Origin of the sequence: Nocardiopsis sp. EMB25 (genome assembly GCF_026797795.1) — a bacterium.
Classification (GTDB): Bacteria; Actinomycetota; Actinomycetes; order Streptosporangiales; family Streptosporangiaceae; genus Nocardiopsis; species Nocardiopsis lucentensis.
In genome coordinates this window covers 1750815-1768527 of record NZ_JAMTDN010000001.1, presented here as the reverse complement: position 1 = coordinate 1768527, position 17713 = coordinate 1750815, and the positions used below count along the sequence as shown (strand labels likewise).

The window sequence follows — 17713 nt, the reverse complement described above, 5'->3', positions numbered from 1 at the left end:
GGGCGGAATCGGTCCTGACTCTTCGCGGCCGGATACCGGCGGTGTGCGCCTTGGGGACGGAAATCGACCACCACGTTCTTCGTGACGGGTGGCGCACGCGCAGAGTTGGAGCGCCCCGGGCACCGGACAATGGGGGAGTGCGCCCCGCGGTCAGGGGCGCAGGGCGCAGTCGCCGCACATCCCGTATCCGGGCAGCCGGTAGTACAAGCAACACGTGGTGCGTCGGAACACCGCCAGCCCCTCCGCGTCCGTCCCCGTGTACCCGCCGGTCCCGGACAGCGGCGGACGGGCCAAGAGGGTGCGCGCCAGTTCCTCCGCTGCCGGGCGCACACTGGGGCGGTCGGCCCCCAGCGCCCGGACCGAACCGGCCAGGGCCGCCGCGGTGTTGCCGCGCAACAGTCCGGGCGCGACCCTGCCGACCTTGGGCAGGACGTGGGCGATGCGGCCCATCACCCCCGCGACGACGGTCTCCTCGACCCAGTCGGCCAGTTCCCCGACGGGAGCGGTCTCGGCGTACTCCTGGTCCGTGCGCAGCACCACCGGGCCCTCACGCCCGGGATCGTGGTGGAATCGTGCCGCGTCCAGCAGGACACCATGGCACAGTCCGGCGGCCAACACGGGGGAGAGCAGCCGCGTGGCCAGCCCCTGGTGGAGGATCGACGCCGCCACCCGCCACTCCACGTCCTCGGGCCCCTGACCCGACATCGCGGCGAGCTGGGCACGCACCCGGTCCACCTCCGCGGCGATCACGCGTTCGGAGGCACCCGACCCGTCCAGCGCACGCCACCGCGGACCCGGCGCCTCCCGCTCCAGCCGGAACAGCATGTTGATCCGTCCCACCTCGGCCAAGACCGGCCTTACCCGAACGTGAGCCATACCGGACGCGCCTCCCCTTCCCGGTGGTGCTGTCACTACCGTGACTCCACGTGCTGACGGCCTCGTCGTAGGAGGGCCGTGATCACTACGTTTGTTCTGTGACCGGCCCCGACATCCCCACCACCGCCACGGACGGCCAGAGCGAGTCCCTGGTGTCCGCGTTGGCGAACCTGTCCCATGCCGCCGAAGCCTACGGGAGGACCTGGCGGGTGCGGATGGTCGCGGTGCTGCACCTGATGACGTCTTTCACACTGGCCCCGCTCTACCTGCTGCCGGGTCTGGTGCTCGTGCTGTCGGCCACCTGGATCGGTCTCACCCTCATCTTGCCCTGGCTGCCCAACCCGCCGTCGGTCGGCCCCGTCCCCGTCTTCCCGTGGGCGCCCCTCGCCGTCCTGCTGGCGGTCACGGCGTCCCCACTGGCCAGGCTGGCGTGCCGGGTGCAGCACGGCCGCTTGGGGGCGGTGTTCGGGATCGTGGAGAGTCAACCACCCGATCCCCTGCCCTCCAACGGCGTCCCCAGGCGGGTGGTGGGGTTCCTGTTCGGCCGCGAGGCCTGGACCCGGGTGGGGCGCAGCGTCGTCGCCGGTGTGCACGCCCTGTTGTCGGGAGCGCTCGTGGTGGCCTTGGTGGTGGGTGGCGGAGCCGGGGCGGCGGGCGCGCTCCTGGGCGTGATGTACGCGCTGGTCCTGGGTTCGCCGGGGGAGGTGGCCGGTCTGTTGGGCCTGGTCGTGGCCGGGCCTCTCGCGGCCCTGGCCGGGCTGAGCCTGGCACCGTACCTGGTGGCCACGGAGGTCATGCTGCACCGGGCCCTGCACCTAGACGCTCCCGAGGTCCGGGTCATCCGTCGGCTGATGCACGTCCAGGACAGCCGCCTGCGCATGGTCGACGCCGCCGAGGCGGAGCGGCGGCGGATCGAGCGGGACCTGCACGACGGAGCCCAGCAGCGGTTGCTCGCGCTCTCCATGACCCTGACCCGGACCCGCACCCAGCTGGCGCGCGACCCCGACCGCGCCCTGGAACTCATCACCGAGGCCCAGCGGGAGTCCAAGGAGGTCATGGAGGAGCTGCGTCAGGTGGCTCGGGGCCTGCACCCCCGCGTGCTCACCGACCACGGTCTGCCTTCCGCCCTGCCGGTGGCCGCGGGACGGTCACCGGTCCCGGTGGAGGTCGACGTGGAGCTCGAGGAGCGCCCCTCCCACCGGGCCGAGGGGGTCGCCTACTACGTGGTGTGCGAGGCACTGACCAACGTGGCCAAACACGCCTCGGCGGAGCGGGTCGCCGTGCGCGCCCGGCGGGTGGCCGCCCTGGCCGCACGGGGCGGTTTCCTGCTGCGGGTCACCGTGGCCGACGACGGCTCCGGCGGCGCCGATCCCGAGGGCGGAAGCGGTCTGTACGGGCTGTGGGACCGTGTGGACGCCGTCGACGGAACACTGACCGTCCACAGTCCGGCCGGTGGGGGAACCACCCTGACCGCAGACATCCCATGGGAGGCGTGAACGTGCACGGCACGTCGAGTACGGGCGGGTCCCAGGCGGGCCCGCGGGTCATCATCGCCGAGGACTCGGTGCTGCTGCGCAGCGGTATGGCCCGGCTTCTGGAGGACGCGGGTGTGGAGGTGGTCGACCAGGTGGGGGACGCCGAGGCCCTGCTGGAGTCGGTGGCGGCCCACCCCGACGTCGACCTGTGCCTGGTGGACATCCGTATGCCGCCGACCTACTCGGAGGAGGGTATCCAGGCCGGGATACGCATCCGCCGGGAACACCCGGGGGTGGCGGTGCTGCTGCTGTCGCAACACGTGGTCAGCCGGTACGCGGCCGACCTTCTGGGCGGCGGCTCCACCAGGGTCGGCTACCTGCTCAAGGATCGGGTGGCCGACATCGAGGAGTTCCTCACCGTCCTGCGCCGGGTGGCGGAGGGGGGAGCGGCCATCGACCCGGAGGTGGTCTCCCAGCTGCTCAGCCGTCGTCGTGACAGTGCCCTGGAGCGGCTCACCCCTCGGGAGGCCGAGGTGCTGGAGGTGATGGCGGAGGGACTCAACAACGCGGGGATCGCGGCACGGTTGACCGTGACCGAGCGCGCGGTCGAAAAGCACATCCGCTCGATCTTCACCAAGCTCGACCTGGGCCAGGACGACCACGACCACCGCAGGGTCCAGGCGGTCCTGCGGTACCTGCGTGGCGGCGAACAGACCTGATCCGACGACACGGAGGAAGGCGTGGGCCTTCCGGGAGGGAAACGACGTGACATTCAAGGCACGGGGTCTGTACGCCTCGTCGAGCAAGGAGCCGGGCGGGTTCCGGGCGGGACCGTGGATGCTGTTGGGCGCCGTGCTCGTGGTGGTGCTGATCGGCGTCACCGTGGTCTCGGTCCTGGGCAACGTGGCCGTGGACCGGGACAGCCGGAGAGACTCGTTCCCGGGCGTGGCCTCCCTGGAGGTCGACAACGAGACCGACGGCGAGGTGGTCCTCGTCGGCACTGACGGGAACGAGGTGACCGTGGACCGCAGCCTGCGAGGCGGTCCGCTCAAGGCCCCCCACGAGGAGATCGACGCGGGTGGCGGGGAGGAGCTGTCCCTGAACGCCGAGTGCGAGGGCGTGCCGTTCCTCGGCATGTGCGAGGTCAACTACGAGATCGCGGTGCCCGAGGGGACGTCGGTGGACGTGGAGACCACCAGCGGCCGGATCCGGGTGGACAACGTCAACGGTGCGCTGGACCTGTCGAGCACCAGCGGTGCGGTGATGGTGAGCGACAACGTCGGTGACGTGTCGGTCTCCTCGACCGCCGGCGGTGTGGAGCTGTCCGGTGTGGAGGGCTCGGTCGCGGTCGAGACCGTCTCGGGCGGAATCGCGGCCTCCGGGTCGGGGGAGTCACTGGACGTGGAGTCGGTCTCCGGCGCCGTGGACGTGTCGGGGTTCACCGCTCGGGTGGTGGAGGCTGAGGCCACCAGCGGGGCCGTCGTCGTGGGCGGAGGCTTCACGTCGGCTGAGGTGTCGACGACCTCGGGCGGCGTCGAGGTGAGCACGGACGCCCCCTTCGAGCTGCTGTCGGTGGACTCCACCAGCGGTTCGGTCCGGTTGCGGGTCCCTGAGGGCTCCTACGCGGTGACCGGGGAGTCGGGGACGGGAGGGCGTGACATCGGTGTGGACACCTCCTCTGACGCCGGGGCTCGCATCGAGGTCAACACGGGCAGCGGTTCGGTGGAGGTCAGGGAGTCCTGAGTCATCGTTCGAAGCGCAGCGCCGCCCAGTCCGAGTCGATGGGGACCTGGGCGGTACTGCGCCATCCGGCCTCGCGGAGCACGGCCCATCCCTGGTCGGCGGTCAGGTCGGTGATGATGGTGCCGCCGCGTTGGGGGAAGCACATCCACAGCCGGGTGCGGGGACCGGCCGCGTCCATGGCCGTGGGTGCCTCGCGGGTGACCGTGCCCCGGTCCAGGGCGAACAGGTGGATGTCGTCGTAGTCGGCGCCCTCGATGAGACCCAGGTCGATGTGGATGTCCTGCGGTGGCTCCAGGAGGCGCAGGTAGCGTTCGGGCGCGTTGAGGACGAGCAGCCGGTCCCCGGGACGCACCCCCATCCTCTGGGCGAGTGTGTCCGACATTCCCCCTCCGTTCGGTGACCCGCGCGAGCGGCCCTGCGATCCTTCCGACACCGTACGGGTCCTGGGCGCCGAAACCGAGCGGCATCCCCCACTCGACCACGACATGACCGGGTTTTTAGGATTGGCGTCATGACGGATGGCGAAGGTGTGCTGCGTTGGGGCGTCATCGGCACGGGTGGGATCGCCCACTCCTTCCTGGAGGCGATGCAGGAGACGCCCACGGGGCGGGTGACGGCGGTGGGGTCGCGTTCGGCCGGGCGGGCCCGGGAGTTCGCCGACGCGTGGGGAATCCCGGTGAGCCACGGCGGTTACGCGGAGCTGGCCCGCGATGAGGGCGTGGACGCGGTGTACGTGGCCACCCCGCATCCGGGGCACCATCCGCACACGCTGACGTGTCTGGACGCGGGCAAGCACGTGCTCGTGGAGAAGCCGATGGCGATGAACGCCCTGCAGGTGGCGGAGATGGTGGCGGTGGCCCGTTCCCGGGGCCGTTTCCTCATGGAGGCGATGTGGACCCGCTACCTTCCCGCCTATCGGCTGGCCCGTGACCTGGTGGCCGACGGGATGATCGGCCGGTTGTGCTCGCTGTCGGCGGAGTTCGGGATCAGTGTGCCCTTCGACCCCGACCACCGGCTGTTCAACACCGAGCTCGGCGGCGGAGCCCTGCTCGACCTGGGCGTGTACCCGCTGGCGCTGGCCACCGACTTCCTGGGGGAACTGACGGTGGTGGGGGCGACCCGCCAGTTGTCCCCCGACCGGATGGTGGACACCCACACCACCGTCCTGGCCCGTGGTGAGGGCGGGGTTTCGGCCACGCTGAGCTGCGCGTCGCGTTCGACGATGCCGGGCCGCGCGGTGCTGGTGGGCACCGAGGGGTGGTTGGAGCTGGACCGAACGTGGGCGCCGACCGAGGTGGCGGTGCACCGTGACGGCCGTGAACCGGAGGTGTTCCACCGCCCCTACCGCGGCAACGGTTATGTGCACGAGGTCGAAGAGGTCGCGCGGCGCGTGGCCGAGGGGCGGACCCAGAGCCCGGACATGCCGTGGTCGGAGAGTCTGCGGTTGGCGCGGTTGATGGATCTGGTCCGTGACGTCGGCGGGTTCGTCGACGAGGGCGCTGAGGCGGTCGCGGGCTGATCGGTTCTCGGCGGCGGCGCGGACCCCGCCCTCTCAGGTCCGGGGGGTCGACAGTAGACCGGAGGCGCCCGCGCCCGTGGGCGTCGCGGTCCTGACGTCCTCGGTGTGGTCGGGGGCGGGACGGGTGCCGTTCGCGGTGCGGTGGCGCAGGCGTGCCCGGAGGCGTCGGGCGGCGGCCACGCGGGCGAGCGCGTGGACGTTGGTGCGTGCCACGACCAGGACGGCGTCCTTGGGGCCGACGGTGTCGTCGAAGTAGTCGTCGATGCCGGTGTCCCCGCTGCGCGGTCGGATTCCGTAGATGTCTCCGTCGAACATGCGGTAGGCGTCGCGGACGACCAGGGTGTCGGGGTGCAGTCGCGGGCCGTCGCCCAGCCATTCGGCGGCCTCTCCCGCCAGACGGCGGACCAGACTGGGCAGGGCGCGGTGCCGGTCGGGGAAGACACGGCGGGTGCCCAGGCCCCTGCGCCACCCCGCGTAGACGGCCGGGTGGCGGGTGCGCAGGACCACATAGGTGTTGGACAGGGGGTGGGCGAGGACTTCCCGGGTGAGGAAGTGGGTCATCAGCGCCGTGGACAGGCCGAAGCGGCGGTGGGCGGGGACCACGCCGGCGGCGTCCAGGTAGAGGGAACGCCGGGAGGCCAGGCGGAGGCGGTGGTAGCCGCCCCATCCGACGGGGGTGTCGTCCGGGCCGAGGATGAGGGCCAGGGTGGTGATCCGGTCGAAGAAGCCGGACTGGACGCGGGTGTGCCAGTAGCCGGAGTGGTCGGCTCCGAAGGCGCGTTCGGCCAGGTCGCGCAGGGTGATGTGGAGGCGGTCGCGGCTGCGGGCGGAGAGGGCGCGGGGGTGGTCCCAGCGGGCGACGCGGTAGCCGGGGGCCAGGTCGTGGAGGGTCGGCGGGCAGTTGAGGTGCCGCAGTTCGGGGCACCTGGGTCGGGTGGGCACGCACACCCCTACTTTCATTACTCTACGGAGGCAATTAACTCCTTAGCGTAGTTCCTTGGTGGGGGTGCGTGGGCTACTTCCCGAAGTCGGTGTCGGACGCGGCCCTCGGGGCGCCGTATCGGGGGTCAGAACCCGGTGGAGGCGCGGTGGAGGTGGGCCGCCAGGAGTGCCATCTGCTCACGGAGCTCGTCAGGTTCCTCCACCTCCATGTCCATGTCGAGCATGCCCAGGTAGCAGGCCATGTGGAGCATGGAGTTCCCGGCGCACACCAGGACACAGGCGTTCTCGTCGACCGGTTCGATGTGGCCGAACCACTCGCCGACGCGGCGGTGGGCCTCCTCCGCGGACACGAACAGGCGGATCCGCGCCCTGTTCGGCCACATGTGCACGTCCATGCGCTCGGCCAGGTAGGCGGCCACGCCCTGTTCCGGAGGGTCGCGGGGCGCAACGCGTGGACCCGTGGGCGTCAGGGGCCGCATCCGGTCCACGCGGAAGGCGCGCCAGTCGTCACGGTCGTTGTCCCAGGCCACCAGGTACCAGCGCCGTCCTCGGGCGACCAGGCGCAGGGGTTCGACGGTGCGGCGGGTGGGGCTTCCGTCGTGGCGCTGGTAGTCGAACCTGAGCCGTTCGCTGTCGCGGCAGGCGGCGGCCACCAGCGCCAGGGTGTCGGCGTCGACGACCGGTCCCGCGGCGGGCATGGGGACGGTGAAGGCGCCCAGGGCGTCGACCCGGCGACGCAGGCGCGAGGGCAGGACCTGGAGGAGTTTGGCCAGGGCGCGCACCGAGGTCTCCTCGATCCCCGTGACCCCGCCCTGAGCGGCGGTGCGCAGTCCCACGGCGACGGCGACGGCCTCGTCGTCGTCCAGGAGCAGGGGCGGCAGGGCGGCTCCGGCGCCCAGTTGGTAGCCGCCGCCGGTGCCCATGGCGGCCTCGATGGGGTAACCGAGTTCACGCAGGCGGTCGATGTCGCGGCGCACGGTGCGCGGGCTGACCTCCAGGCGGTCGGCGAGGTCGGCGCCCGGCCACTCCCGGCGTGTCTGGAGCAGGGACAGCAGACGCAGCAGGCGGGCCGAGGTCGCTTTCATCGGGCTCCTCCGGGGCGGACGGCGGAGAGGTCGCGCGTGCGACCCGCGGGCCCCGCCGTGAAATGGGGTGTGCCCGCAGTCTGCCAGGGGTGGAGGACAGCAACTGTCCTCCACCCGTTGGGGTCGTGGGAACCACCCGGCTTCCGGACGCGCCGGTTCAGACGACGGCGACCGCCTCGACCTCGACCAGCTGGTCGTCGTAGCCGAGGACGGCCACGCCGAGCAGTGTGCTGGGGGCGTCGTGGTCGCCCATGTGGGCGCGGACGACGTCCCAGGCCGCCACGAGGTCCTCCTGGCGGTTGGAGGCCACGTACACCGTCGTCTTGACGATGTCGGTCAGGTCCGCGTCGGCGCCTCGGAGCGCCGTGCGCAGGTTGCGCATCACCTGCTCGGCCTGGCCCGCGTAGTCGCCCACGGCGACGGTGGCGCCGTCCTCGTCCAGGGGGCAGGCCCCGGCGGTCCACACCACGGTCCCGGCCTCGGGCGCCGTGGCCGCGTAGGCGTAGTCCACGTGCTGGGTCAGGTTCTCGTTGCGGATCAGGGTGACCGCGCTCAAACTCCACCTCCGTGTCGTCGTTGACTGCACTGGCAACGGTCCCGGTGACGGCCTGGTTCCCGGTGGAGCGGAGTGTGGCGGCGGTGTCGTGGTGATCACATGTCGGGGGCGTGGGGGATGTCGCCCCACCAGTCGCGCGGTCCGCCCCGGGCCAGCCTGCGCAGGAAGGCCAGGACACCCGCGACGCCGCTGGCCCAGCCGCCGCCCGGTTCGCGGGTGTGGTCGAGGAAGACCGGGGCGTCGGGGGTGCCGTCCGAGCGCACCAGGATCAGCCCCGCCACGTCCAGGGCGGCGTCGCGGTGGGCGGTGTCCCCGGTGTGTGTCGCGGTGTCCAGGAGGAACTCGCCGACACCCGCCAGGCCGCAGCACTGACCGGTGACGGCGACCCGGGGCGCGTGCGCGCGGCAGCGGCGCGCGGCGCTCACCGCGAGCTCGGTGAGATGGGGCTGGCCGGTGTGGGAGCCGCCGTGGAGCAGGACCGTGCCGATGCCGGCCAGGCCCTGGCACGACGCCAGGGTCATGGGGCGGGCCGTGGCGTGGTCGGCCTGTTCCAGCAGCGGCGGCAGGAGGTGGGCGAGGACCTCCAGGCCGGCGGTGGCCTCGGCCCGGGCGGCGGGGTCGCCGACGGCCGCGTCCAGGCACAGCAGGGCGTGGGTCACGCCCGCCAGGCCGTGGGCCAGGCCCAGGTGCGAGGTGGTGGCGTCGTGGTCGTCCGGGTCGGGCGGGCAGGCGCGGACGGTGGCGGCGGATCCGGTGTCGATGAGGAGCCGCGCGCCGCGCCGGGCCAGGTCGAGGCGGGTCTGGTCTCCGGTCAGGCGCCAGAGGTGGAGCTGGGCCAGGGTGATCCCCGCGAGGCCGGAGGTGTGGTCGGTGGAGGAGACGGTCTCGGGAACGGTTCGGGCCAGAGGGCGGACCGCGTCGGTGAGGGTGGGGTCGTCGAGTTCGCGGGCGGCCGTGGCCAGGAACACGGCCGTGCCGCAGGAGCCGAGTTGCAGCCCGGGTGGTGTGGGGCGCAGGGCCAGGAAGCCCGAGGTCCAGTGGGCGAGGGCGTGGGCCAGGGAGCGTGAGCGGGGGTCGTGGTGGCGTAGGAGTTCCACGCCGATCCCGGCCGCCCCCTGGTATTGGTTGGTGGGACTGGGTGCGCCCGCGGGGGAGCGGTCGCGGCCGGTGAGCAGGGCGCGGGCGGTCTCGTGGGTCTGGTCCAATGCCGTGGTGACGAGCGCGTCCACTCCGGCGGGTGTGACGGTGTAGCGGGGGTCGGCGCTCGGAGGTTGGGGGGCGTGGCCCGAGCGGAGCAGCTCCATGGCGTGGACGCGCCGTGCGGGGTCGGGTGACATCAGGTCGGGGATCACTCCGGCCACGGCGGGGGTTCGGTCGCCCAGGGCGGCGAGGATGGTGCGGGCCCGGCCGTCGTCGGGTACGGCCCGGGTCGCGCGGGAGGGTGGGTCGACGCCGGTGACGGCGTAGAGCAGGGTGGCGCCCAGGGAGTAGAGGTCGTCCTCGAGCCGGGCGGGTGCGCCGTGTTCCTGTTCCGGTGGCGAGTAGCCGGGGGTCCACCCGCGGGGCGGGTGGGGGTCGGGGGCGTCGAGGGTGTGGCTGATCTCGAAGTCGACCAGGCAGGGGTGGCCCTGCTCGGTGATGACGACGTTCTTGGGGGCCAGGTCGCGGATGAGGACGCCGCGGGCGTGCACGGCGTCGACCAGGCGGCTGAGGCGGACGGCGAGGCGGTCCGGGTCCCGGCCGGTGGTGGTGTGGGTGCCGTGGGTGGCCACGTCGGTGCGCAGGTCCCGGGGGCCGAGGTCGGTGGTGGCGAGGAACTCGTCGGCGCCGTGGCGGAAGTGGTCCACGACGCTGGGGATGCCGTCGATGCCCTCCAGGCGGCGCAGGACGGCGGCTTCGGCGCGGAGTCGGTGGCGGGCGTCGCGGGTTCCTGTGGGGTCCTCGTCGGTGTGGGCGCGGCGTTCCTTGACCACGACCGCCTGCCCGGTGGTGGTGTCGGTGGCGCGGTAGACGCCGCCCGCGGCGGTGTGGGCGATGGCGCCGGGGACCAGGAAGCGGCCGCCGAGCAGGACGGGGGAGGGGGCCGCCGTCTCGGGGGCGGGCAGGCGTCCGGTGAAGGGGTCGGGGATCCAGGTCGGCGCGTGGTAGCGGCCGTCGGCTCCGCCGGGCCGTGCGCGCCCCTGGTCGTCGTGGACGACCAGGTGGAGATCGCCGTTGTCGTCGGTGGCGTGGGTGGCCTCGAAGGGGGCGTAGCGGTAGTAGACGGGCGCGTCGGGGCGGATCCTGCGGTCGCTGTGGACGCGTGGTCCCTCCAGGCCGGCGAGTTCGGCGGCCAGTTTCTCGGCAAGGTCGGTGAAGTGTTCGCGTGGGGGGTAGACGGTGACGGCCTTGCCCACGGCGCCGGGGCGGGAGCGGTGGGAGTTGAGTTCGCGCAGGATTTCGGTGGTGCGGGCGAACTTGAACCGGCACGGGGTCCGCAGCAGGAGGGGTAGAGCGCGGCCGAGGGTTTCGACCAGGGTCGTGGGCCGGGCGGAGATGTGGATCTTCCAGCCCTGGGGCGGCAGTTCGAGGTTGGGGAGGGTGACGTCGGTCCAGGTCGTGTGGTCGGTGATGACGCGTCCGGCCCGGCGCAGGCGTTCCTCCAGCGCGGGTGTGCGGGTGCGGGTGCTGTCGTGCTCGCGCACCGTTGGTCTCCCTCGTCGGTGGGGTCGGGGGTGGGGTGGCCGTCGTGTTCGGGGCGGCCACCCCGTGCGGGGCCGCCCCGGCGGGGGCCGGGGCGGCGTGGTCGTGGCCGGGTGTGGGGTCGGCTCACGTCCGTGCTGTCGAGACGCATGCGTGCGTCAGAAGGTGGCTCCGTCGCAGCGGATGGTCCAGCCGCTGATGCAGGTGCGGATGCAGTCGAGGTTGAGCTGGTCGGACAGGAGTTCGGTTTCGGCTCCGAGGGAGACGAGCGGGGTGGTGTCGAGCGTTCCGGCGTCGCGGGGCAGGTCCTGCATGGCCATGGGTTCCTCCCGTTCGGCTACTGATTGTGAGAGGCGAGCTACCTCGTGTAGCTTTGCCGAAGACTTCAATCCCCCCTGTGATGCGTGGAAAACGGTTCGGTCACCGGATCAACCCACCTGGCCACCAGGTCGCGTCCGGTTTGGCCCCATGAGGAGTGAATTGAAACCCGAAACTCCCCCCATGCCCTCAATGGGAGTGACGGCCGCAATGCGTCAGGCCGCCACGCCCGAATCCCCACCGCGGGTGCCCGCCATCCGGGCCGAGGGACTCGTCAAGACCTTCCCTGGTGTGGAGGCCGTGTGCGGACTCGACCTCCTCGTGCACCCGGGGGAGATCTTCGGTCTCCTGGGCCCCAACGGCGCCGGGAAGTCGACCACGATCGCGATGCTGTGCGCGCTGACACGGCCCACCGCCGGTGGACTGTGGGTGGCCGGGCACGACGTGCGCACCCGGCCGGCCGCCGTCCGCCGCTCCATCGGGGTGGTCTTCCAGAAGACCACCCTGGACGACAAGCTCACCGTTGAGGAGAACCTGCGGATCCACGCCGTCCTGTACGGGGTGCCGCGACGCCGCGCGCGGGAGCGGGTCACCGCCATGCTCGCGCTCACCGACCTGGCCGACCGGCGCCGCAGCCTGGTGGGCACCCTCTCGGGCGGGATGAAGCGCCGTCTGGAGATCGCGCGCGGGTTGCTGCACGAGCCCCGGGTGCTGTTCCTGGACGAGCCGACCGTGGGCCTGGACCCGCACAGCCGCGCGGAGGTGTGGCACCACGTGCACCGCATGCGCCGCGAGTCGGACGCCACGGTGCTGCTGACCACCCACCACCTGGCCGAGGCCGACCACTGCGACCGGCTGGCCATCCTCGACCACGGCCGCGTCGTGGCCTTGGGCTCCCCCGAGGAGCTGCGGGCCAGGATCGGCCGCGACAGCGTGCGGGTGCGCACCGAGGCCCCCGAACGCGACGCCCTCACCCTGGCCGACGGTCTCGGTGTGCGCCCGACGGTGGTCGACGGGCAGGTCGTGGTGCAGGCCGAGGACGGGGCGGCCATGCTGCCCAGGATCGTGACCGCCCTGGAGGGGGCGGTCACCTCCGTGACGGTGTCCCGGCCGAGCCTGGACGACGTGTTCCTCCACTACACGGGGCGCAGCGTCGCCGACCAGGGCACCGCTGCCACGGAGCCGCTCGTCACCGGGGATGACTCATGAAATCGATGACCGTGACCGAACCGCCAGCCGGTGCGGCGACGGCTGGGGGGAGGACGCGATGATCAACGCGTCGCCGCGGGAGGTCGGCACACGTCTGGCCGGGGAGGCGCGCGCCGTGGGCGCGGTGTGGCAGCGGGAGATGATCACTTTCGGCCGCGAGCGCCTGCGGTTGGTGATCAGTCTGCTCCAGCCGCTGTTGATCCTGGTCTCGCTCGGCATCGGCCTGGGAGCGGTGGTCCCGGACGGGGAGACGGGAATCGGGTATGTCACCTTCCTCTTCCCGGGGGTGCTGGTGATGGCGATCCAGGCCCCCGCGTTCGCGGCGGGCGCCTCGATCCTGTGGGACCGCGAGTTCGGGTTCTTGCGGGAGATGCTGGTGGCCCCGGTGCGCCGCGAGTCGCTGCTGCTGGGCAAGGTGCTGGCGGGCACGGCCACCGCGACGTGCCATGGGGCGGTGCTGCTGGTGTTCGCGGGCGCCGCCGAGGTGCCCTACGACCCCGTCTTGTTGGCGTCCTTCGTGGCCGTGCTGGCGCTGGCCGCGTTCGCGATGACGTCGCTCGGGGCCCTGCTCGCGGTGTCCCTTCCCAACCCGCAGACCTTCCAGGCGGTCACCGGGTTGCTGTTGGGGCCGCTGGTGTTCCTGTCGGGCGCGTTCTTCCCGCTCAGTGGTCTGCCGTCGTGGCTGGACGCGCTCACGGCGCTGAACCCGCTGACCTACGCGGTGGACGCGGCGCGTCACGTCCTGGCCGCGCGTCTGCTCGGTGAGGCTCCGGCGGGGCTGTTCGAGGGGTTGGAGGTATGGGGGTCGCGGGTGCCGGTTTCGGTGGAGCTGGCGGTCCTGACGGGTTTCGCGGTGCTGTGCCTGGTCGTGGCGGCGCGCCGGTTCTCGCGGCCAGATCAGTGAGGTCCGCTTCGGCCCCCGCCCCGTGTGTCCGGGGGCGGGGGCAAGGTCGGTCCCGCGGGCGGGGTCTCCGGGGCGGCGCCTTCGCCCCCCAGGCCAAGAAGGTCCTGGAACTGAGCCTGCGTGAGGCGATCGCCCTGCGCCACAAGGCCGTCGGTTCAGGGCACATCCTGTTGGCGCCGTCGCGCCAGGGGTTGCCGGAACCGGTGGCGGCCGTGGTCGTCGGCCACGGCCTGACCTACGAGCGGGCCCGCCGCGATGTGGGTGCCGCGCTCGACGACGCGGCCTGAGCGCTCAGGTCCCGGAACCGGTGCCCCGCCCCTCGCGGTCCCGGTCGGGGACCAGGACGCTCAGACAGGTGACGCAGCCCTCCATCTTCTCGAACTCCGAGACGTCCACCGGCAGCACCCGCCAGTGCTCAGCGGTCAGTTCGTGGATGGTGGCGTGCGCGGCGGCGCTGACCAGGATGTCGCGTCCGCCCAGAGGCAGCACGTGCGCCCCCGGTTCCTCGGGGGCGCGCCGGATCGGGGGCAGTGCGGTGGCGTCCACCAGATCGGGCAGCCCGATCAGCGACCCGTCGGGGAGGGCGGTCACCGCCGACTTCAGGTGCAGGACCGCCTTGAATTCGACCCGTTTGACCTCGCGGCCGAACGGTTTGAGTAGACGTGCCAGCTGATCCGCCCCCTCGGCGTTGGTGCGCCCGCCCACACCGACGTAGACGGTCTCACCCACCTGGAGCACGTCTCCCCCGTCCAGGGTTCCGGGGGCCTCCACCCGGGCCACCCGCAGGCCCAGGGAGCGGACCGACGCCTCCACGCCCTCCACTTCGCCCCGACGTTCCTCGGCCCCCGGGCGCGTCAGCACCGCCAGGTCCCCGCAGACCACCACGGTGTCCTCGACGAACACCGAATCCGGGTGCCCCGGGGCCGGGTCGACCTCGACCACCCGCCACCCGGCCGAGGCCAGCGCCTCCTGGTAGATGACGTGCTGGCGCATGGCCAGCACGGGGTCCACGGAGGAACGGGGGACGTGGGTGAGGATGCCCCGCTCCATCTCCGGGCTGGGCCTGCGTGTGAGGGCCAGCCCCGGGCTGGTGAATCCGTCCACGTGCGTGACCTCCCGGAGACTCGGGGTCGGGGTTCGGGAGAGCTCAACGTACCGCGTCGGCCGCCCCGGATCCCGGACGCGGCACGCGGGTCGTCCGTCTTGTCCGCGGGTCCTGTGCGCGGCAGGGTGAGCACATGGACGTGATCGTTGTCGGTGGCGGGATCGTGGGCATGAGCGCGGCCTTCCACCTGGCCAGGAAGGGTGTGTCCACCGCGCTGGTGGACGCCTCGCACACGGGGCAGGCGACCTCCGCCGGGACGGGGGTGGTCTTCCCCTGGCCGTTCCCCTGGGACTCCGCGCCACTGTGGGAGTTCAAGGCGCGTGCCGCCGCGCACTACCCGGAACTGATGGCCGAGTTGGCCGAGGACAGGCACGTGACCGGGTACGAGGTGGTCGGCGGTGTCTCTGTGGACCGGGAGGGGGACGATGCCGGATACGACCTGATGCGCACCCTGGCCGAGCGGCCGGAGTTCGCCACCATGGGGCGGGTGGAACGGTTGGCGCCAGGCGAGGCGACCGGCCTGTTCCCCCTGGTGCCCGAGGAGTACGGGGGTGTGCGTATCGGGGGCATGGCCCGCCTCGACGGACGCCGGGCGCGCGATGCCCTGTTCGACGCCGCCGAGGAACGGGGGCTGCGGTACTTCAAGGGCGACGCGCACCTGTCGTGGAACGGTCACCGTGTGACCGGCGTGAGCGTGAACGGCGACGATCTGGCGGCCGACGTGGTCATCGTCGCCGCAGGGGCGTGGTCGGCGCGCCTGCTCGCGGTGGCGGGGGTGGACCTGCCGGTGTTCCCGGTGCGCGGCCAGATGACGCACTTCGCGCTGCCGGGTCGTGACACACGCGCCTGGCCGGTGGTGCGGTTCGGTGAGCGTGCGTTCTTCGTGTGCGCGTTCGGTCCGGACCGGGTGGTCACGGGTGGCACGGTCGAGCCCGAGGCGGGGTTCGACCGTCGGGTGACGGCCAGTGGGCTGCTGCGCAACCTGTCCACTGCGGTGGAGGTGTTGCCGGGGCTGGCCGAGGCCACGGTCGTGGAGACCAGGGTGGGGTTCCGGCCAGGCACGCACGACGGCCGTCAGCTGCTGGGGCGGATCGAACGGTTGCCGGGGGCCGTGGTGGCGACGGGCCTGGGGACGGAGGGGCTGACGTTCGGCCCGTACCAGGGGCTGGTCGCGGCCCGGTTGGCGATGGGGGAGGACCCGGGACTGGATCTGGCGGAGTTTCGCCCTGACCGCCCCCACGTTGAGTGACTCATATCACAGAAATCGGTCGCGGTTTTCATTTGACATTTTCGCGAAATCGCTTGCTAGAACTTGAGTTTCGGTCTTGAGAACATCTGGACAAACCGATATTCTGAGGAGTTTTGGTGAGCGAGAAAATGCCGGTCCGCTACCTCCGTGTCGCCGCGTCGCGCCCCCTCACCCCGCACATGGTGCGTGTGACCTTCACCGGTGACGACCTGTCCGTCCCGTCCCTGGGCGGGCCCGACCAGCAGGTGAAGCTCTACTTCCCCCGCGAGGGGCAGGACGTGCCCCGCCTGCCGCGTCCCGAGGGGGACCTGACGTCCTGGTACCAGGCCTACACGGCCCTACCGGACGACGAACGCCCCTGGATGCGCAGTTTCACCCTGCGTGGGCACGATCCCGAACGGGGCACCGTCGACATCGACTTCGTCGTGCACGGCGACTCCGGTCCCGCCACCCGGTGGGCGCGGCGGGTCCGCCCCGGCGCCGTCCTGGGCATGTTCGGCCCCTCGACGGAGTTCGCCACCCCCTTCGACACCGCCACCCCCGACTGGCTGCTCCTGGCGGGCGACGAGACCGCCCTGCCCGCCATGGGCACCCTGCTGGAGAGCCTGCCCGAGGGGCGGCGCGCCGTGGTCCTGGTCGAGGTCGGCGACACCTCCGAGGAACTGCCCCTGCCCACGCGCGCCGACGTGGACCTTCGGTGGATTCACCGTGAGGACGCCGCGCACGGGGAACGGCTGGTGGCGGCCGTGCGCGCCGCCGACCTGCCGTCGGGGCGGATGGGGGCCTGGCTCGCGGGCGAGGCGGGCATGGTCCGCTCCCTGCGCCGCCACCTGGTCAACGACCGCGGCGTACCCAAACAGGACATCGACTTCACCGGATACTGGCGGCGGTCCCTGACCCAGGACGACGCTCCCACCACCGAGGACATGGCCGAGGCCCAGGAGAAGCTGGAGCTGCACCGGGAAGAGCGGTAGGACCGAGGACGGTGTCCGGCCGCGGAGCCGCGCGCGGCTCCGCGGCCGGACCGTCGGAGCCCATCGGTCAGCCCAGCTTCTTCAGCAGTTCGGCGGCGAGCGGGGCCGAAGACGCCGGGTTCTGGCCCGTGACCAGGTTGCGGTCCACGACCACCTTGGGAGCCCAGGGCTCACCCTCCTCCACCCGCACGCCGACCTCGGTGAGGCGGTCCTGGAGCAGCCACCTGGCCCTGTCGGCAAGCCCGGCCTGGCGCTCCTCGGCGTTGGTGAACGCCGCCACCCCGTAGCCGGCGAAGGAGTTGGCGCCGTCGGCCTTGGTCGCCGCCAGGAGCGCGGCAGGGCCGTGGCAGACCACGCCCAGCGGCATCCCGCTCTCCAAGGCCCGGGTGAGCAGCGCCCCGGAGTCGGCGTTGACCGCCAGATCCTCCATCGGCCCGTGGCCGCCGGGGTAGTAGACCGCGCCGTAGTCCACCGGGTCCACGTCCTCCAGGGCGAGGGGGCTGCGCAGTTCGGTCATGGCGTCCAAGGCGGCGGTCATCCTGTCGGCGCCCTCCTGCCCGCCGTTGGCCGCAGCGGACAGGCTGCCCGCGTCCACGGTGGGGACGACCCCACCGGGGGTGGCGACGGCGATCTCGTGGCCCGCGGCCGTGAACGCCTCGTAGGGGGCGACGGCCTCCTCGGCCCAGAAACCGGTGGGGTGCTTGGTCCCGTCGGCCAGCGTCCAGTAGTCGACGCCGGTCATCACGAAAAGGATCTTCGACATGCTGTGCTCCCTCTGGGCGGCGGGCCGCTGCGGGCCCGCGGTGGGGTGGCGACGCACACCCCGACACCGCGGGTGCGGACCGCCTGTGTGGCGACGACGTTGAACACTAGGCACCGGATCCACCGGAGTCCAATGGGAAGATGAATACCTGACATCAATATTCCTATGCCTTTGCGGAAACGCGCCAGCTCTGGGATCACGCGGGCCGCCCGGGCCCACGCCTTCGGGGAGCAGGACCGGACCACGGGCAGGACCGTTCCGGTGGTGTGCGGCCCCGGGCGCGGCTCCACCGGTTCGGCCGGTGCGTTCGCCA

At 72.3% G+C, this 17713-nt stretch carries 18 protein-coding genes; 9 read left to right on the top strand and 9 right to left on the bottom strand.

Features of this window, described 5'->3' with window-relative positions; all coding sequences use genetic code 11:
- Nucleotides 1-150: 150 nt before the first annotated feature.
- The gene (locus KIK06_RS07670; protein ID WP_327084675.1) at nt 151-840 is read right to left on the bottom strand and encodes a (2Fe-2S)-binding protein; all 690 of its coding nucleotides are present in this window, start codon (nt 838-840) and stop codon (nt 151-153) included.
- Between the two features lie 134 nt (nt 841-974).
- Between KIK06_RS07670 and KIK06_RS07665 the strand changes: the two genes are divergently transcribed.
- The 3 genes from KIK06_RS07665 to KIK06_RS07655 are packed head-to-tail and all read left to right on the top strand — an operon-like array spanning nt 975 to nt 4094.
- Nucleotides 975-2372, top strand: a complete 1398-nt coding sequence (locus KIK06_RS07665; RefSeq protein ID WP_268642581.1) for a sensor histidine kinase — start codon at nt 975-977, stop codon at nt 2370-2372.
- Nucleotides 2360-3070 (top strand): response regulator transcription factor, encoded by a 711-nt coding sequence (locus tag KIK06_RS07660; protein WP_268642580.1) that lies wholly within the window; start codon nt 2360-2362, stop codon nt 3068-3070. Before KIK06_RS07665 ends, KIK06_RS07660 begins: the two co-directional genes overlap by 13 nt.
- Nucleotides 3071-3116: 46 nt before the next feature.
- Complete coding sequence (locus KIK06_RS07655) at nt 3117-4094, top strand: DUF4097 family beta strand repeat-containing protein (RefSeq protein WP_268642579.1); 978 nt, start codon at nt 3117-3119, stop codon at nt 4092-4094.
- A 1-nt stretch (nt 4095) separates the two neighbouring features.
- Here the strand turns inward: KIK06_RS07655 and KIK06_RS07650 are convergent, their stop codons facing one another.
- Complete coding sequence (locus tag KIK06_RS07650; RefSeq protein ID WP_017601445.1) at nt 4096-4476, bottom strand: hypothetical protein; 381 nt, start codon at nt 4474-4476, stop codon at nt 4096-4098.
- A 129-nt stretch (nt 4477-4605) separates the two neighbouring features.
- On the opposite strand from KIK06_RS07650, the gene KIK06_RS07645 reads away from it, so the two are divergent.
- Nucleotides 4606-5613, top strand: a complete 1008-nt coding sequence (locus KIK06_RS07645; RefSeq protein ID WP_268642578.1) for a Gfo/Idh/MocA family protein — start codon at nt 4606-4608, stop codon at nt 5611-5613.
- Nucleotides 5614-5646: 33 nt separating this feature from the next.
- On the opposite strand, the gene KIK06_RS07640 is transcribed toward KIK06_RS07645, so the two are convergent.
- From KIK06_RS07640 to KIK06_RS07620, 5 genes are all read right to left on the bottom strand, one after another.
- Nucleotides 5647-6573: a GNAT family N-acetyltransferase gene (locus tag KIK06_RS07640; RefSeq protein ID WP_442789750.1), complete on the bottom strand. Its 927-nt coding sequence runs from the start codon at nt 6571-6573 to the stop codon at nt 5647-5649.
- Between the two features lie 107 nt (nt 6574-6680).
- On the bottom strand, nt 6681-7640 hold the full coding sequence (locus KIK06_RS07635) for a helix-turn-helix transcriptional regulator (RefSeq protein WP_268642576.1): 960 nt from the start codon (nt 7638-7640) through the stop codon (nt 6681-6683).
- A 157-nt stretch (nt 7641-7797) separates the two neighbouring features.
- The gene (locus KIK06_RS07630) at nt 7798-8196 is read right to left on the bottom strand and encodes a RidA family protein (RefSeq protein WP_017597528.1); all 399 of its coding nucleotides are present in this window, start codon (nt 8194-8196) and stop codon (nt 7798-7800) included.
- 95 nt (nt 8197-8291) lie between these two features.
- A complete protein-coding gene (lanL, locus tag KIK06_RS07625; RefSeq protein ID WP_268642575.1) occupies nt 8292-10880 on the bottom strand; it encodes a class IV lanthionine synthetase LanL in 2589 nt (862 codons plus the stop codon).
- Nucleotides 10881-11036: 156 nt separating this feature from the next.
- A complete protein-coding gene (locus KIK06_RS07620) occupies nt 11037-11198 on the bottom strand; it encodes a cinnamycin family lantibiotic (RefSeq protein ID WP_268642574.1) in 162 nt (53 codons plus the stop codon).
- 181 nt (nt 11199-11379) lie between these two features.
- Between KIK06_RS07620 and KIK06_RS07615 the strand changes: the two genes are divergently transcribed.
- From KIK06_RS07615 to KIK06_RS29350, 3 genes are read left to right on the top strand one after another with little or no spacing between them, the layout of a single operon-like run.
- Entirely contained in the window at nt 11380-12405 is a 1026-nt protein-coding gene (locus KIK06_RS07615; RefSeq protein ID WP_268642573.1) for an ABC transporter ATP-binding protein, read from the top strand.
- A gap of 58 nt (nt 12406-12463) precedes the next feature.
- Nucleotides 12464-13309, top strand: coding sequence for an ABC transporter permease (locus KIK06_RS07610; protein ID WP_017597532.1), 846 nt, complete (start codon nt 12464-12466; stop codon nt 13307-13309).
- On the top strand, nt 13306-13596 hold the full coding sequence (locus KIK06_RS29350; RefSeq protein ID WP_442789749.1) for a hypothetical protein: 291 nt from the start codon (nt 13306-13308) through the stop codon (nt 13594-13596). The genes KIK06_RS07610 and KIK06_RS29350 overlap by 4 nt, the downstream gene beginning before the upstream one ends.
- A 4-nt stretch (nt 13597-13600) precedes the next feature.
- On the opposite strand, the gene ddaH is transcribed toward KIK06_RS29350, so the two are convergent.
- On the bottom strand, nt 13601-14413 hold the full coding sequence (gene ddaH, locus KIK06_RS07600; protein ID WP_327084634.1) for a dimethylargininase: 813 nt from the start codon (nt 14411-14413) through the stop codon (nt 13601-13603).
- A 134-nt stretch (nt 14414-14547) separates the two neighbouring features.
- Here ddaH and KIK06_RS07595 point away from each other — a divergent pair, with 134 nt between their 5' ends.
- Both KIK06_RS07595 and KIK06_RS07590 read left to right on the top strand, forming a co-directional pair.
- Nucleotides 14548-15663 carry an NAD(P)/FAD-dependent oxidoreductase gene (locus tag KIK06_RS07595; RefSeq protein WP_268642572.1) on the top strand — a complete coding sequence of 372 codons (1116 nt, stop codon included), beginning with the start codon at nt 14548-14550 and terminating at the stop codon, nt 15661-15663.
- 116 nt (nt 15664-15779) lie between these two features.
- Nucleotides 15780-16637: a siderophore-interacting protein gene (locus tag KIK06_RS07590; protein WP_268642571.1), complete on the top strand. Its 858-nt coding sequence runs from the start codon at nt 15780-15782 to the stop codon at nt 16635-16637.
- A 67-nt stretch (nt 16638-16704) separates the two neighbouring features.
- On the opposite strand, the gene KIK06_RS07585 is transcribed toward KIK06_RS07590, so the two are convergent.
- On the bottom strand, nt 16705-17400 hold the full coding sequence (locus KIK06_RS07585) for a type 1 glutamine amidotransferase domain-containing protein (RefSeq protein WP_268642570.1): 696 nt from the start codon (nt 17398-17400) through the stop codon (nt 16705-16707).
- Nucleotides 17401-17713: the final 313 nt, after the last annotated feature.

Bases quoted from the DNA above. Each gene is read 5' to 3' on its own strand.
- KIK06_RS07660 (WP_268642580.1), top strand. From the start codon at position 2,360: ATGGGAGGCGTGAACGTGCACGGCACGTCGAGTACGGGCGGGTCCCAG.
- KIK06_RS07650 (WP_017601445.1), bottom strand. From the start codon at position 4,476: ATGTCGGACACACTCGCCCAGAGGATGGGGGTGCGTCCCGGGGACCGG.
- KIK06_RS07645 (WP_268642578.1), top strand. From the start codon at position 4,606: ATGACGGATGGCGAAGGTGTGCTGCGTTGGGGCGTCATCGGCACGGGT.
- KIK06_RS07640 (WP_442789750.1), bottom strand. From the start codon at position 6,573: ATGAAAGTAGGGGTGTGCGTGCCCACCCGACCCAGGTGCCCCGAACTG.
- KIK06_RS07635 (WP_268642576.1), bottom strand. From the start codon at position 7,640: ATGAAAGCGACCTCGGCCCGCCTGCTGCGTCTGCTGTCCCTGCTCCAG.
- KIK06_RS07620 (WP_268642574.1), bottom strand. From the start codon at position 11,198: ATGGCCATGCAGGACCTGCCCCGCGACGCCGGAACGCTCGACACCACC.
- KIK06_RS07615 (WP_268642573.1), top strand. From the start codon at position 11,380: ATGCCCTCAATGGGAGTGACGGCCGCAATGCGTCAGGCCGCCACGCCC.
- KIK06_RS07610 (WP_017597532.1), top strand. From the start codon at position 12,464: ATGATCAACGCGTCGCCGCGGGAGGTCGGCACACGTCTGGCCGGGGAG.
- KIK06_RS07595 (WP_268642572.1), top strand. From the start codon at position 14,548: ATGGACGTGATCGTTGTCGGTGGCGGGATCGTGGGCATGAGCGCGGCC.
- KIK06_RS07585 (WP_268642570.1), bottom strand. From the start codon at position 17,400: ATGTCGAAGATCCTTTTCGTGATGACCGGCGTCGACTACTGGACGCTG.